The organism is Desulfovibrio sp. Fe33 (assembly GCF_028532725.1).
GTDB lineage: Bacteria > Desulfobacterota > Desulfovibrionia > Desulfovibrionales > Desulfovibrionaceae > Pseudodesulfovibrio.
Genome location: NZ_JAQKGU010000001.1, coordinates 71,168 through 85,240, shown reverse-complemented (window position 1 = coordinate 85,240; position 14,073 = coordinate 71,168). Strand labels below are relative to the sequence as shown.

Sequence of the window (14,073 nt, the reverse complement as noted above, 5' to 3'; positions counted from 1 at the left end):
CGCCACCTGTGCGCATAAAACCGCTATTTCAACTTGTTGTAACCTTGCCGTCGTATTTGTCGCGGAAATGATGCGCTTCCGTGCTTTTCCAAACCCGGCGCATTTGTCAGTCAGGACCCATGAACAATAATTCGAACCCGCAAGAGAAGGTCAGGCTCGGCCCGGCCCCCGTGATCCACCCCACGGCGGACATCCGCGACAGTTCCCTGGGAGCCTACACCGAGGTCCTGGACAACTGCCTGATGCTCGAATCCGTCCTGGGCGACTACGCCTACCTGAGCCCGGGCTGCGACGTGGCCCACGCCGACATCGGCAAGTTCGCCTCCATCGCGGCCGACGTGCGCATCGGGCCGACCAACCACCCCATGTGGCGAGCCTCCCAACACCACTTCACCTACCGCAGCGAGCGCTACGGTTTCGGCCCGGACGACGAAACCGTCTTCGAATGGCGGCGCGCGCAGCGAACCCGCATCGGCTGTGACGTATGGATCGGCCACGGAGCCGTCATCCTGCCCGGCGTGACCGTGGGCCACGGCGCCGTGGTCGGGGCCGGGGCCGTGGTCTCCAGGGACGTGCCCCCATACGCGGTGGTGGGCGGCGTCCCGGCCCGGATGATCCGCGAACGGTTCCCCGCGCCCGTGCGCCAACGGCTCCTGCGCCTGGCCTGGTGGGATTGGCCGCACGAGTACCTGCAAAAGGCCCTTCCCGACTTCCGCGAACTGACCGTCGAAGCCTTTCTCGACAAATATGAGGGGAACGCGGAAGCATGAGCGATTCCACGACCGAAAGATACGGCGTCTACTTTGCTCCGGGACGAGGCTCTGGGCTCGACCGATTCGGCGCGGCCTGGCTCGGCCGCGACAACGAGACGGGACGGCCCGTCGACGCGCCCCTGCCGGAGGGCCTGCCTTCCGAAGAATGGCGCGCGCTCACCGAAACACCGCGCCACTACGGATTTCACGGCACCCTCATGCCGCCCTTCGTTCCGGCGGACGGCATGAACGAGGCCGAAATCACCGACCGGCTGGACAAACTGGCGGGCAGGCTTGCCCCATTCGTCCTGGCCCCGCTATCCGTACGGGAAATCGGCTCGTTCCTGGCCCTGGTCCCGGTGGAGCAGGTCTGGCTGGCCGAAACCGCCGAAGCGTGCCTGCGGACCATGCACCCCCTGCGCAAACCGCCCTCGGCCACGGAAAACGAAAAGCGGCGCGCTTCGGGCCTGACCCCGAAGCAGGACCGGCTTCTCGAAGAATGGGGCTATCCCTACGTCCTTGACGAATTTCGCTTCCACATCACCCTGACCGGACGGGTCGCGGACCCGGCCCGGCGCAAACGGCTGGCGCACATCCTGACCGATCTCGCCGCGCCCGTCACCGGCCGCCCGCATCCCGTCGAAGAACTCTGTCTTTTTTACCAGCCGGACAGGTCCGCCCCGTTCCGGCTGATTCACCGGGCCAAGCTCGGCAACACCAAGGAGAATTCATGACCCGAGGCAATCTGATCTACGTCATCGGTCCTTCCGGCTGCGGCAAGGACTCCATCATGCTCTACGCCCGCAAACACTGCCCCGGCAGCGAGGCGGCCTTCGCCCATCGCTATATCACCCGCCCGGCCGACGCCGGGGGAGAAAACCATGTGGCCCTGCTGCCCGACGAATACCGCGCCCGTCTGGACCTCGGCCTCTTCGCCCTGAGCTGGGACAGCCACGGCAACCGCTACGGCGTGGGCATCGAGATCGACGCCTGGATGGAGTCGGGCCTCAACGTGGTGGTCAACGGCTCCAGGGCCTACCTGCCCGAGGCCGTGCGCCGCTACCCGGACCTTGTTCCGGTCCTTGTCTCGGTGGAATCGGACATCCTCCGCCAGAGGCTCATCCTGCGCGGACGCGAATCCGCCGCGGAAATCGAGGGGCGCCTGGAGCGGGCCGGAAACTACTCCGTCAGCCACCCGGCGCTCAGGCGCATCGACAACAGCGGCGAACTGTCCGACGCCGGCCGCGCGTTGCTGGAGCTGGCCCGGAAAAAACCGGTCCGTATGCGCCGGGCGGTTTAAGGGCAATTCCCGCCGGGCCGGACCCTTGACTGTTTCCGGACAGGACTTATCAGGGATGTGTCAAAAGGTAATCTTCAACTTCTTCCAAGGAGGACGCTATGGCTCTCACCAAGCTGAACCCCTGGAATTGGTTCAAGAGGGAACACGAGCAGACTCTTCCGGTCCGTCGCAACGAACCGGGGGAAAGCGTACCCGCCACACCGCTTGACCAGTTCCACGCCGAATTCGACCGCATGGTCGAATCCATGTTTTCCGGTTTCGGACTCTCCAACCCCGTTTTCCGCTCCGGCGCGATGCCGTCCCGCATGGGGGACGTCGCCATCAGGCCCAAGGTGGACGTCTACGGCACGGACAAGGAATACGTCGTCCAGGCCGATCTTCCGGGCGTCGACGAAAAGGACCTGTCCGTGGAAATCGAGGGCGATGTCCTGATCCTGTCCGCCGAAAAGCACAGCGAAGAGAAGATCGAGGACAAGGGCTACTACCGCGTGGAGCGCGCTTCGGGCGCCTTCCGCAGAGTGCTCAACCTGCCCGAGGATGTGGACCGCGACAAGATCGCCGCCAAGCTGGAAAAGGGCGTTCTGTGCGTCACCATGCCCAGGACCGGCAAGGCGACGAACGCGGCGCGCAAGATCGAGGTCAAGAACTCGACCCCGGATTGATCCCCCGGCGCGCCCAGGTCCCGCGCCCAATGCTGACCCGCCCGGCCTACCGGGCCGGGCATGTCCCCTAGTGAACGGCCCCCGCCATTTTGCGGGGGCCTGCTTTTTTCGGCCCGCCGCGCGATTCTCCTACGGAGACCATTTGCACAACCGGGCGATTCGGGGGTATGCCCAAAAGGCGGGTTCCGTTGCGACATATAGGGGGATGCATGGACCTGATAATCATCGCTTCCATCGGGATACAGCTCACGGCCGCCGTGCTGGCCCTGTTTCTTATCCCGGAAACCGGCCGACGCATGTCATGGATTCTGATCGCCGCGGGCCTGATCGGCATGGTTCACCGACGGATGCACACCCTGTACATGTACTGGCAGGGCAAGGCCGTGCTGGACCCGGCCTTCGAATTCATCGGCCTGCTGGTCTCCATCATCATCCTGCTTGGCGTCCTGCAAATACGGCCCATTTTCCGGCAGCTCAAGGCGGCCAACGAAAAGCTCGCCCGAAACGAGGAACGCTTCCGGACCGTGGCCGACTTCACCTACGACTGGGAATACTGGCGCGGGCCCGAAGGGAACTTCCTGTACATGTCGCCCTCCTGCGAGCGGATCACCGGGTATCCTCGATCGGCATTCATGAAGGACCCGAACCTGATGGTCAGGATCGTGCATCCCGAAGACCGGCCCATGGTCAAGGCGCACCTGTTCAGGGAGCACAAGGCCGTGGAGACGGACACCATGGATTTCCGCATTCTCCGGCCAGACGGCACCCAGCACTGGCTGTCCCACAGGTGCGTTCCCGTGACCAACGAAGAGGGCACGTTTCTCGGCGCCAGGGCCAGCAACCGAATCATAGACCAACGCGTGGAGGCCGAGCAGCGGCTGCGGGAAAGCCGCAGGCTGTACCGCGACCTGGTGGAGCAATCCCCCTTCATCGTCCTTGAGGCTGACACCAGGGGCAAGGTCTTCTTCATCAACCGCTACGGACTGAATTTTTACGGGCTCTCCGAGGGGGAACTGATCGGGCGCGACGCCATCGGAACGCTCCTGCCCGAAACCGACGAGCAGGGACAGGACCTGCGCGCCCACTTCCAGGAGCTGCTGGATCGAAAATCCGGGCACACCTTCACCGAAGCGGAAGTCCTGCGCCGAAAGGACACCAGGGCCACCCTTTCCCTGGGCACCTCGGTCATCGTCGACGACATGGGCCAGGCGACCGGCATCCTCTGCATCGGCCTCGACATCACCGCGCGCAAGGCGGCGGAAAAACTGAAGGAGGACGTGGAGCGCATCGTCCGCCACGACCTCAAGTCACCGCTCATGGGCATCATAGGACTGCCCCGACTCATGCAGGCCGACGAGAACATCACCGACCGGCAGCGGGAAATGCTCCAGGTGGTGGAAGAGGCGGGAATGCAGATGATGGACCTCATCAACCAGTCCCTGACCCTGTACAAGCTCGAATCAGGCACCTACCGGCACGAGCCGCAGCCCGTGGACTGGCTGGGCATCATCATGCGCGCCGTGCGGGACACCACCCTGCACCGCGAGGCGGACTGCCGGGTGGAGGCCTCGCTGGACGGGCAGCCGGTGCGGGACGACATGCGCCTCGACATAGAGGGAGACGGCACCCTGTTATACGGAATGACCGCGAACCTGCTCAAAAACGCGGTGGAGGCCTCGGGCGGACAACCGGTGCGCGTGGATGTCGCGAGCGGCGACCCCTGCGTGCTGGAAATCCACAACAGCCTGCCCGTGCCCGGCGAGGTCCGGCGAACCTTTTTCGACAAGTACTCCACCCACGGCAAGCACAACGGCACGGGACTCGGCACCTATAGCGCCAAACTCGCCGCCGAGGCGCATGGAGGCACCATCTCCATGGACACCTCCGACCGAACCGGCACCGTGGTCAGGGTCTCCCTGCCCAAAGGCAACCCGAAATCATAGCCCATTAAGAGGGCAACGCGCTCCCTGAACCTACCCAGTGACAACGAACAGGTGCATCTCACGCGGCCCGTGCGCGCCGTGAACGAGCTGCCCCTCGATATCCGCGGTCTTGGAAGGGCCGGAAATGAAGGTGAAGGAAGCGGGCAATTCGCCGCGCGCTTCGAGCAGGGCGTACCCCTCGGACAGATCGGCGACCATCCGGTCGAGGGTCACGACCGATATGAGAATGGACGGCGCCAGCGAAACGGCCCGGCCGTGTCCCGGCCCGGTCAACAAGGCGATGGCGGCGCAATCGGCCGCGCACCAGTCCGCGCCGGTCAACCCTATGTAGGCCTGCTCGGCGATGCCGCGCAGCCGCTGCTTGCCCGCAGCCTCGTCCTCGCCCGGCTCGAAGCGGGCCACGTCCACGGCCACAGGGTCCCCGGCCAGCAGCTCGGGCAGCTTGAGCCCGTGCAGCAGGGGATCGTCGTGCATGAGGACATGTTTGTCCCCGCCCCATTCCGTTTCCGAGACGCGGGCCAGGTTCGCGATGCGGCGTCCGGCATCTTCGAGGTCCTCGGCCGTGTGCACGTTGAGGTTCAGGGGAACGGCGCTCCGCCGGAGTTCTTCGAGAAGCTCCAGCCGCCCGGCCCGATCGCGGTCGGCGCGCTTGAGAAGCTCTTCCAGCTCGCCCTCGGGACGGCTGGAAAAGAGCGTCGCCCCGTTAGGGGCCTGATCCCGGCCCAGCGCCTTGCGGATGCGATCGAGAAATTGCTGTTCGTTATTCATTGTCGGCTCCATTGAGACGCTTCGAGTGGTCGGTCTTCCACCGTTCGGCAAAGGTCTTTTTGGCGATGGGCGGGAAATCGCGGGTGGCGGTCCATTTCGCGAGCGGACCGACGCCCTTCCCGAGCACGCCGTTTTTCACGAACGGGACCTGCACGATGCGCCCCGCCTTGACCAGCAGGTCGTACGCGGTGCGGCTGGACATGGCCGCGCCCCACGCCTTGAAGGCGCACGCCTCGGACCCGTCCACCGGCTCGACGCCCCAATCCTCATCGCCGTAGGCGAGCATGTAGCGCAACTCGGAAAGCATACGCGGCAGGTCGTTGTGAACCGGGCAGATATCCTTGCACGCCCCGCACAGGGACTCGCCCCGACAGAGGTCCGCGTGCTTGTTGACTCCATCGAGAAGCGGCATGAGGACCGCTCCGATGGGACCGCAATAGGTCCCTTTGTAGGCATGACCGCCGATACGCCCGTAGACCGGGCAGATGTTCAGGCAGCCGCCGCAGCGGATGCAGGAGAGGACCTCGCGGAACCGCGGGTCGGCGAGCATCTTCATGCGCCCGTTGTCGATGACGACCAGATGGAACTCCTCGGGACCGTCGGTCTCGCCGGGCTGGCGTGGACCGCCTATGAAGGAGACGTAGGTGGACACCTTCTGGGCCGAAGCGCCCCTGGTCAGCAGGCGAAGAAGCATGTCGTGCTCGGCCAGGGTGGCGGTGACACGCTCCATGCCCATGAGGGCCACGTGGACCTTCGGCATGGTCGTGCACATGCGGATGTTGCCCTCGTTGGAGACCAGGCAGACGTGGCCGGTCTCGGCGCAGGCGATGTTGCAACCGCTGATGCCCATGTCCGCGCTCAGCAGCTTTTCGCGCAAGGCCTTTCGGGCGGCCTTGGTCAGGGTCGGCGGGTCCTCGGAATAGGGGATTCCGAGCTTCTCCTGGAACAGCTTGCCGATCCGTTTCCTGTTCATGTGGATGCAGGGGGCGATGATGTGCGAAGGCGCTTCGCCCGCCAACTGGATGATGTACTCGCCGAGGTCGGTTTCCACAACCTCCACGCCGTTCTCCTCCAGCAGGGGGTCCATGCCGATCTCGGCCGAGGTCATGGACTTGCCCTTGACCGCCAGCCGGACGTTGTGCTTGCGGGCCACTTCCAGACAGTAATTGCGGGCGTCCTCGGCGGTGGCCGCGAAATAGACGTGCCCGCCGCGCGCCCGAATCTTCTCGGAAAGGGTCGCCAGGACCGCGTCGAGGTTGTTCAGGGTGCGCAGGCGCGCCTCCTTGGCCAGACGGCGGTGTTCCGGGGTTATTTCGTCCCGCCACATCGCCTGCGCGCCTTTGCCCATGCCGTTCTGGACCATGCGGATGGCCGCGTGCAGCTCACTGTCGCCGATGGCGGCGCTGGACAGCTCGGAGTAGGTCTTGTCACAGGTTTCGTGCATGGCTATTTCCCCTCCCCGGCCAGGATTTCGGCGATGTGCAGGGCGCGGACATGCGAGCCCAGACGCGAGAGGCGGCCTTTGATGTTCATGAGGCAACTCACGTCGCAACCGACAACGGCGTCGGCTCCGGTGTCGAGAATGGTCTGGACCTTGTCGTCCACAAGCGCCGTGGAAATCTCGGGATACTTCACCGAAAACGTCCCGCCGAAACCACAGCAGCGGTCGGACTCGTCCATCTCCACGAGGGTCAGGCCGGGAACGTTCTCCAGGAGCAGGCGGGGCTGCCTGCGAATGCCAAGCCCCCGCGAGAGGTGGCAGGAGTCGTGGTAGGTCACGGTCCCGTCGAACCGGGACCCGATCTGCGACCCGGGATCGGTCACGCCGAGGACGTCCACCAGATACTCGGTGAACTCGAAGGTCTTGGCCGCGACCCGGCGCGCCCTGTCCAGCAGGACGGGATCGTCCCGGAACAGCTCCAGGTAGTGATGGCGGACCATGTGCACGCAGGAGCCGGAGGGGCAGATGATGGCCTCACTGTTTTCAAAAATGTCGAGGAACCGGCTGGCAGTTTTTGCCGCTTCCTTGCGGTATCCGGAATTGAAGGCGGGCTGTCCGCAGCAGGTCTGGTCCGGGGGATAGTGCATCCGCACGCCGAGCCGTTCCAGCACGCTGACCATGGCGTCCCCGGTCTCGGGCGACAGGGAATCCACCAGACACTGGATAAAGAGGGTCACATTTGGTTGGGTCATTTTTACAAAATCCGTAAAGTAAGGTGTTTTGCAGGAGGCGGATGTTGCACCCATCCAGAACAACATGCAAGGGCTTTCATTAAGACCCTGTAAATCAATGTGTTAACTTATGTTACAAAATTGGCTTATGATTTATCTCCTTTCTTTTCAATATGTTCCGCCAAACAAAAGCCGTTTGCGTGCAATACGGACATGAATTTCGTGTAAATGCGACGAAAAAAACAAAGCAATCGGCCTTTACGGTTCGACAACCGTCATCCTGTATATTCGGCAACCAACCGAATATTTTGAATAAACGAAAACGGGCCGTTCCTCTCGCCCGAGAGGAACGGCCCGATCGTCGTCCGGTATGTGCGGCCTAGAACCGCTCGAAATCGGCGTCTGCCTCTTCGCCCATGTCCAGGTTCATGCCGGCCTCGATTCCGCCAGGCACGGGGTTGCCCGCCTCAGGCAGCGCGGCGGCGGGTGCGGACCGCACCTGGACGCGCTTCCGCCTGCCCCTGCCCGCGTTGCCCACGTTGAAGAACGACATGGTCTCCTGAAGCTGCTGTCCCTGGCTGGACAGCTCTTCGCTGGTGGAGGCCATCTCCTCCGAGGCCGAGGCGTTTTGCTGGATGACCGTGTCGAGCTGGCTGATGGCCTGGTTGATCTGGGTCGCGCCCGCGTTCTGCTCGTTGCTGGCCGCGGTGATCTCCTGAACCAGGGAGGCGGTCCGTTCGATGTCCGGGACCAATTGGCCCAGCATCTTGCCCGCCTTTTCGGCCACTTCCACGCTGGAAGAGGAAAGCTCGCTGATCTCCGCCGCCGCGGAACCCGACCGCTCGGCCAGCTTGCGCACCTCGGCGGCGACAACGGCGAAGCCCTTGCCGTGCTCACCGGCCCTGGCCGCCTCGATGGCGGCGTTCAAGGCCAGGAGGTTGGTCTGGCGGGCGATCTCCTCTATTATGGATATCTTCTCGGCGATTTCCTTCATGGCGTCCACGGTCTGGCCCACGGCCTCGCCGCTGACGCGGGCATCCGTGGCCGCCTTGGTCGCCAGGGCCTCGGTCTCGCGGGCGTTCTCGGCGTTCTGGCTGATGTTGGAGGCCATCTGCTCCATGGACGAGGAGACCTCCTCGATGGACGCGGCCTGCTCCGTCGCTCCCTGGGACAAGGACTGCGACGAGGCCGACAGCTCCGCGCTGCCTCCGGCAACGTTGTGGGTGGCGGCGTCCACGTCGGCCACCACGGTCTGAAGACGGGAGACCATGTTGTTCAGGGCCTGCGCCAGAACGCCGATCTCGTCGTGGCGGTCGATATTCAGGGTGCTGGTGAAATCTCCCTCGCTCATGCGCTTGGCGAAATCCACGCCCTGCATGACCGGGCGGGTAATCATGCGCGTGAGCGCCCAGGCCAGGACGATGCCTATGAGAAAGGCCAGGGCCAGCCCGACGGCCATGATCGTGGAGGCGGTCCCCAGCGAAGCCATGGCCACGTTGGCCATGTTCTAGGTGGCCTCCACTCCCGCGGTGGCCGTATTCTGGGCGGCCGTGAGAACGGCCTGCGCCGCGCTGTTGCGTTGGACGTTCAGTTCGCCCAACGCCTCGAAATTGGCCATGAACCGCCGCATCGCCTCGGCATAAGCGTCGCCGGACGCGCGGATGTTCTCCAGTTGCCTGAGGTTGTCGGACTGCCGGGTGACGACCTTGATCGTATCGTATTTTTCCCGCATGTGCGTGAAATCATCTACTGCGGCCCGCATGACCTCGGGGTTGCGCATGGCCTGCGACTTGAAATTCCTGATCCGGACACTGTTGCACAGATGAATGATGTCGTTGACCATGTCGATCTTGCGCACCCGCTCGGCAATGGTGGCCGTGGTCGCGCCGGAATCGAGCTCCCGTCCCAGGGCTACATGCTGCGAATCCAGAAAGTCCTCGCAGTTCTTCATGAACACGGCGGCCGCGCCATCCATGGCCGTCCGGTTTTCCGTCATGGCCACGACGAGCCGCCGGGTCTCGTTCACAAGCCCATCGTAGACGGCGACGCCCTCGCTCGCGGTCTCGACATCCTTCTTGAGCTTGACCAGCCGGGGGTACTTGTCTGCGTGCGCCTTGGCCTTGCGCAGGTCCGCCTCGGTTTCTTCCAGCCGCTTGCGCCCCTCGGTCCAGAAGGCTTCGGATTCGCTCAGCGAATACCCCCGAACCGCATACATGGTCAGCAGCACGACCCGTTCGAGGTCGTTGGCGATGCCCACCTCCGGAACGAATTCCTCGGCGAGCTGCCGCGAATCCTCGCTCACCATCAGCATGTTGTAGATGGCGACGCCGCCGAGCACGGCCGCAATGAGTATCAGACATCCAAAGCCCAGTCCGAGCTTCAGCCCAAGATTAAGATTTTTGAACATGAGACCTCCCGAACATCATGGAAATACAGATGGTTCCTCCGACAGTCACACCGAGAAGACCCCCATGCCAAAAACGGAGATCCTTCCGTTATCGGGACACTAACGGAAGCGAAACTACGGAGATATTATATTTGTGTTATAAATATGGAATCGGCAAACGAACCGGTTTCCATGGAAACGTCAGATATCCGAGGCGGAAAGCTTCTTGTCCAACTCCACGAGGAAGTAGACGCCCAAGCCGCAGCCCACGATCCTGAGCCACTGCCACGGGCCGAGAGGCGCGCTGGAGAAAAGCCGGTGCATGACCGGCGCGTAGGTGTAGAAAAGCTGAAGGGCCGCCATGGTCCAGAAGCCGCCCAGAACCCACTTGTTGGTGGCCAGTCCCAAAGCGAAGGGCGAGCGCGTGAAGGACCGGGCGTTGAGCAGATAGAAGGCCTCGACCATGACGAAGACGTTCACCGCCACGGTTCGCGCCGCTTCCATGGACGCCCCGAACGCAAGCTCCCACTTGAACAGGCCGAAGGCGCTGACCAGCAGGAGCAGGCTGACGATGCCGATGCGGCGCAGGATGATCCGGTCCAGCATGGGCCGTTCCGGACGGCGGGGCGGGCGGTCCATGATGCCCGGCTCCATGGGTTCGAAGGCGAGCATCAGCCCGAGGCAGCCGGCCGTGGTCATGTTGATCCACAAAATCTGCACCGGCAGAATGGGCAGGGCCACGCCGAACAGGACGGCCGCCAGAATGACCAGTCCCTCGCCCGCGTTGGTGGGCAGGGTCCAGGCGATGAACTTGAGCAGGTTGGCGAACACGCCGCGCCCTTCCTCCACCGCAGCCGTGATCGTGGCGAAGTTGTCGTCGGTCAGGACCATGTCGGCGGCCTCCTTGGCCACCTCGGTCCCGGTGATGCCCATGGCCACGCCGATATCCGCCTGCTTCAGGGCCGGGGCGTCGTTGACCCCGTCGCCGGTCATGGCGCAGATCTCGCCGTTTCTCTGAAGGGCCATGACCAGCCGGAGCTTCTGCTCGGGAGAGACCCGGGCGAAAACCGGAATGCCGGGAACCTGCCGGGTCAATTCCGCATCGCTCAATTCCGCTATCTCGCGCCCGGTCATGACCGGGCAATCCTCACCGGCCAGGCAATCCCCGCCCCGCAGGCCGAGCCGCATTCCGATGGCCTCGGCCGTCCGCGCGTGGTCGCCGGTTATCATCTTGACCTTGATCCCGGCGCGCAGGCAGGCGGCGATGGCGGTCCTGGCCTCTTCCCGGGGCGGGTCGATCATGCCCTGCAACCCGAGAAACACCATGCCCATGCACGATTCGGAGCGTTCAAGCCGGGCGTCTTCGGGCAGTTCCTTGCTGGCGAAGGCAAGCACCCGCAGCCCCTTGGCGGCCATGGCGTGCTGGGCCTCGATCACGGCCGCGACATCCAGCCCGCCGACTTCGCCCGAAGGAAGCATCGCGGACTTGCAGCAGTCCAGAACCCTTTCCACCGCGCCCTTGAGGCAGGCCACGCGCCCCACTTTCCCTCCGGGCAAGGTGTGCAGCGTGGCCATATAACGCCACCTCGACTCGAAGGGCAGCACGTCCACCCTTGCGTACTCCTCCTGTTCGCGTCCGGCGTCCAGACCGTACTTCCCGGCCGACACCAGCAGGGCGCCTTCGGTGGGATCGCCCTCCACCTGATGACGTCCGTCCCGAAGGCGTATCCTGGAATCGTTGCACAGCGCACCGGCGCGCAGGCATTCCACAAGAGCCGCATCGGGCGCGCCGCCGCCCTTCACCGGCTCCACCGCCCCCTCGGGGGCGTAGCCCAGGCCCGAGACCGCGTAGGACGCGCCCCCAGCGAAAATTTCCTGCACCGTCATCTGGTTCTCGGTCAGGGTGCCGGTCTTGTCCGAACAGATGACCGTCGTCCCGCCCAGGGTCTCCACGGCCGGAAGCCTTCGGATGATCGCCTTGCGCCCGGCCATGCGCGACACTCCCATGGCCAGGATGATGGTCACGGCGGCGGGCAGCCCTTCCGGAATGGCCCCCACGGCCAGGGCCACGGCGGCCATGAACATCTCGCTCGCGGGCTCGTCGCGGAGCACTCCGAGGACGAAGGAGGCCGCAGCCAGTATCAGAATGGACGCCAGCAGCACGTGGCTGAACCGGCTGATCTTGCGGGTGAGCGGCGTCTCCAGCTCGTCCGCCGCGTCGATGAGTTCGGAGATGCGGCCGATCTCGGTACGGTTGCCCGTGGCCACGACCACCCCCGCGCCCTGCCCGGAGCTGACCAGCGTGCCCGCGTAGGCCATGTTCCTGCGCTCGGCCAGCACCGTGTCACGGGGCAGCGGCGCGGCGTCCTTGTCTACGGGCAGCGACTCGCCGGTGAGCATGGATTCGTCCACGCGCAGCTCCCTGTCCGACAGCAGCCGCAGGTCGGCCGGGACCTTGTCTCCGGTGCGCAGGAGGACCACGTCGCCGGGAACCACCTGGGCCGCGGGAACCCGGACCGCTTTCCCGGCGCGCAGGACCAGGGCCTCGGCGCTCAGGCTCGAAGCCAGGGCGTCCAGCGCCCTGACCGCCTTGGACTCCTGGATGTGTCCGACCACCGCGTTGACCAGGACAACGCCGAAAATGACGCCCGAATCGATCCACTCGCCGAGGATGGCGGTCACCACGCCCGCCACAATGAGGATATAAACGAGAGGCTGATGGAACTGGAGCATGAACCGCGAAAGGGCGGTCCGGCCCTTCTTCCCGGAAATGAGATTTTCCCCGAACCGCTGGAACCGCCGCTCCACTTCGAACTCGTCGAGCCCCCTGGCCGGGTCCGCGTCCAGGAACCGGGCGGCCTCGCTTCCTTCAAGATGGTGCCAATGTTTCTCCAGCAGCGTTTCCATAAGAATACCTCTCCATTCACACGGCCGCCTGACCGGCGGATTTTTGTCCCATGTTGAACCCTGAAGCAAAGAAAGCCCTTCGTCAAGACGCCTTCACCGTTTGACATCCATCGTCTGCGCTGGCATAAAATGAGAACGACTATCAAACCATCCACACGCCGAAACAGGCCGGATTCTCGGCTCCCGTGCGGACGAACCCCCACGCGACGCATCTGCCGACCGGACCGAAAAGGAGTCCTCATGTTCGAGAACGTACTGCTGGATCTGGGTGCTCGAATGAACGCCGACCTGATCGCCTCCACCGTGGAATTCTGCATGAGGGCCGATGCCCGGCTGACGGTTCTCAACGTCTTCGAGGAACCGCCGGAAGCCGTATCCGACTACTTTTCCGCTCTCGATCTGGACCTGCGGACGGTTCTCCTCGAACACCACCAGGCCGAAATAGACCGGCTCCTCCCCGAAGAGGCCAAGGCCCAGGACAGAACGACCGTGGAACTCCGCTGGGGCAAGGACTTCATGGAAGCCATCAAGCTGGTGCGGGACGGCGGCTTCGACCTGCTCATCACCGGCTCGACGGCCCCCGGCGGCGCGCCCGGCAGCATGGCCATGCACCTCATGCGCAAATGCCCCTGCCCGGTCTGGATTCATCGCGGCAACCTCTGGAAGGGCGCGGTCCGCATCCTGGCGGCGGTGAACACCTCGGACGTGTCCGCCGACAACCGCGCGCTGAACGAAAAGATCCTGGCCCACGCGGCCCGGCTCAATGAAATTCTGCGAGGCCACCTGCACGTCATCACCTGCTGGTCCGGCTACATGGAATCCGTGCTGACCAGTCCCCGGTTCAACAAGAAGGAAAAAACCGAATACCTTGAACACGAGCAGAGCCACACCGAGCGCGAGCTGGAAAGCCTGTTCGCGGCGGCCGGGCTGACCGACGAGGCCAAGGCCAAGATCATCCACGGCAACCCGGCCAAGGTCATCCCGGCTTACGCGGCCGACCAGAAGATGGACGTCGTGGTCATGGGCAGCGTGGCCCGCACCGGCGTTCCCGGCCTGGTCGTGGGCAACACCGTCGAGCGCATCGTCTCCACCGTGGCCAACTCCGTCCTGGCCATCAAGCCGGACAAGTTCGTTTCCCCGGTACGATAGACGCAGAACGCGGCCGGGGGGAAACGCCTTTCCC

Annotated in this window: 12 protein-coding genes; 6 read left to right on the top strand and 6 right to left on the bottom strand. The window is 64.2% G+C overall.

Features of this window, described 5'->3' with window-relative positions; translation table 11 throughout:
* Positions 1–119 precede the first annotated feature (119 nt).
* The 5 genes from PSN43_RS00370 (at position 120) to PSN43_RS00350 (ending at position 4,657) form a co-directional block, all read left to right on the top strand.
* On the top strand, positions 120–770 hold the full coding sequence (locus PSN43_RS00370) for a DapH/DapD/GlmU-related protein (RefSeq protein WP_272698726.1): 651 nt from the start codon (positions 120–122) through the stop codon (positions 768–770).
* The gene (locus PSN43_RS00365) at positions 767–1,486 is read left to right on the top strand and encodes a DUF1045 domain-containing protein (RefSeq protein ID WP_272698725.1); all 720 of its coding nucleotides are present in this window, start codon (positions 767–769) and stop codon (positions 1,484–1,486) included. Before PSN43_RS00370 ends, PSN43_RS00365 begins: the two co-directional genes overlap by 4 nt.
* Entirely contained in the window at positions 1,483–2,052 is a 570-nt protein-coding gene (gene phnN / locus PSN43_RS00360; protein ID WP_272698724.1) for a phosphonate metabolism protein/1,5-bisphosphokinase (PRPP-forming) PhnN, read from the top strand. Before PSN43_RS00365 ends, phnN begins: the two co-directional genes overlap by 4 nt.
* A gap of 98 nt (positions 2,053–2,150) precedes the next feature.
* The gene (locus PSN43_RS00355; RefSeq protein WP_272698723.1) at positions 2,151–2,714 is read left to right on the top strand and encodes an Hsp20/alpha crystallin family protein; all 564 of its coding nucleotides are present in this window, start codon (positions 2,151–2,153) and stop codon (positions 2,712–2,714) included.
* A gap of 209 nt (positions 2,715–2,923) precedes the next feature.
* Complete coding sequence (locus PSN43_RS00350) at positions 2,924–4,657, top strand: PAS domain-containing sensor histidine kinase (protein WP_272698722.1); 1,734 nt, start codon at positions 2,924–2,926, stop codon at positions 4,655–4,657.
* A 30-nt stretch (positions 4,658–4,687) separates the two neighbouring features.
* Here the strand turns inward: PSN43_RS00350 and PSN43_RS00345 are convergent, their stop codons facing one another.
* The 6 genes from PSN43_RS00345 to PSN43_RS00325 form a co-directional block, all read right to left on the bottom strand.
* Entirely contained in the window at positions 4,688–5,425 is a 738-nt protein-coding gene (locus PSN43_RS00345) for a LutC/YkgG family protein (RefSeq protein ID WP_272698721.1), read from the bottom strand.
* Complete coding sequence (locus tag PSN43_RS00340) at positions 5,418–6,869, bottom strand: LutB/LldF family L-lactate oxidation iron-sulfur protein (RefSeq protein WP_272698720.1); 1,452 nt, start codon at positions 6,867–6,869, stop codon at positions 5,418–5,420. The genes PSN43_RS00345 and PSN43_RS00340 overlap by 8 nt, the downstream gene beginning before the upstream one ends.
* 2 nt (positions 6,870–6,871) lie before the next feature.
* Positions 6,872–7,618, bottom strand: coding sequence for a (Fe-S)-binding protein (locus PSN43_RS00335; RefSeq protein WP_272698719.1), 747 nt, complete (start codon positions 7,616–7,618; stop codon positions 6,872–6,874).
* A gap of 358 nt (positions 7,619–7,976) precedes the next feature.
* Positions 7,977–9,101 (bottom strand): methyl-accepting chemotaxis protein, encoded by a 1,125-nt coding sequence (locus PSN43_RS15940; protein ID WP_336314018.1) that lies wholly within the window; start codon positions 9,099–9,101, stop codon positions 7,977–7,979.
* Between the two features lie 3 nt (positions 9,102–9,104).
* Entirely contained in the window at positions 9,105–10,004 is a 900-nt protein-coding gene (locus tag PSN43_RS15935; protein ID WP_336314017.1) for a hypothetical protein, read from the bottom strand.
* Between the two features lie 180 nt (positions 10,005–10,184).
* Positions 10,185–12,890, bottom strand: coding sequence for a cation-transporting P-type ATPase (locus PSN43_RS00325; protein WP_272698718.1), 2,706 nt, complete (start codon positions 12,888–12,890; stop codon positions 10,185–10,187).
* 240 nt (positions 12,891–13,130) lie between these two features.
* On the opposite strand from PSN43_RS00325, the gene PSN43_RS00320 reads away from it, so the two are divergent.
* The gene (locus tag PSN43_RS00320; RefSeq protein ID WP_272698717.1) at positions 13,131–14,039 is read left to right on the top strand and encodes a universal stress protein; all 909 of its coding nucleotides are present in this window, start codon (positions 13,131–13,133) and stop codon (positions 14,037–14,039) included.
* Positions 14,040–14,073: the final 34 nt, after the last annotated feature.

Coding starts and splice junctions, on each gene's coding strand:
- PSN43_RS00370 (WP_272698726.1), top strand. CDS start 120: ATGAACAATAATTCGAACCCGCAAGAGAAGGTCAGGCTCGGCCCGGCC.
- PSN43_RS00365 (WP_272698725.1), top strand. CDS start 767: ATGAGCGATTCCACGACCGAAAGATACGGCGTCTACTTTGCTCCGGGA.
- phnN (WP_272698724.1), top strand. CDS start 1,483: ATGACCCGAGGCAATCTGATCTACGTCATCGGTCCTTCCGGCTGCGGC.
- PSN43_RS00355 (WP_272698723.1), top strand. CDS start 2,151: ATGGCTCTCACCAAGCTGAACCCCTGGAATTGGTTCAAGAGGGAACAC.
- PSN43_RS00350 (WP_272698722.1), top strand. CDS start 2,924: ATGGACCTGATAATCATCGCTTCCATCGGGATACAGCTCACGGCCGCC.
- PSN43_RS00345 (WP_272698721.1), bottom strand. CDS start 5,425: ATGAATAACGAACAGCAATTTCTCGATCGCATCCGCAAGGCGCTGGGC.
- PSN43_RS00340 (WP_272698720.1), bottom strand. CDS start 6,869: ATGCACGAAACCTGTGACAAGACCTACTCCGAGCTGTCCAGCGCCGCC.
- PSN43_RS00335 (WP_272698719.1), bottom strand. CDS start 7,618: ATGACCCAACCAAATGTGACCCTCTTTATCCAGTGTCTGGTGGATTCC.
- PSN43_RS15940 (WP_336314018.1), bottom strand. CDS start 9,101: ATGGCCAACGTGGCCATGGCTTCGCTGGGGACCGCCTCCACGATCATG.
- PSN43_RS15935 (WP_336314017.1), bottom strand. CDS start 10,004: ATGTTCAAAAATCTTAATCTTGGGCTGAAGCTCGGACTGGGCTTTGGA.
- PSN43_RS00325 (WP_272698718.1), bottom strand. CDS start 12,890: ATGGAAACGCTGCTGGAGAAACATTGGCACCATCTTGAAGGAAGCGAG.
- PSN43_RS00320 (WP_272698717.1), top strand. CDS start 13,131: ATGTTCGAGAACGTACTGCTGGATCTGGGTGCTCGAATGAACGCCGAC.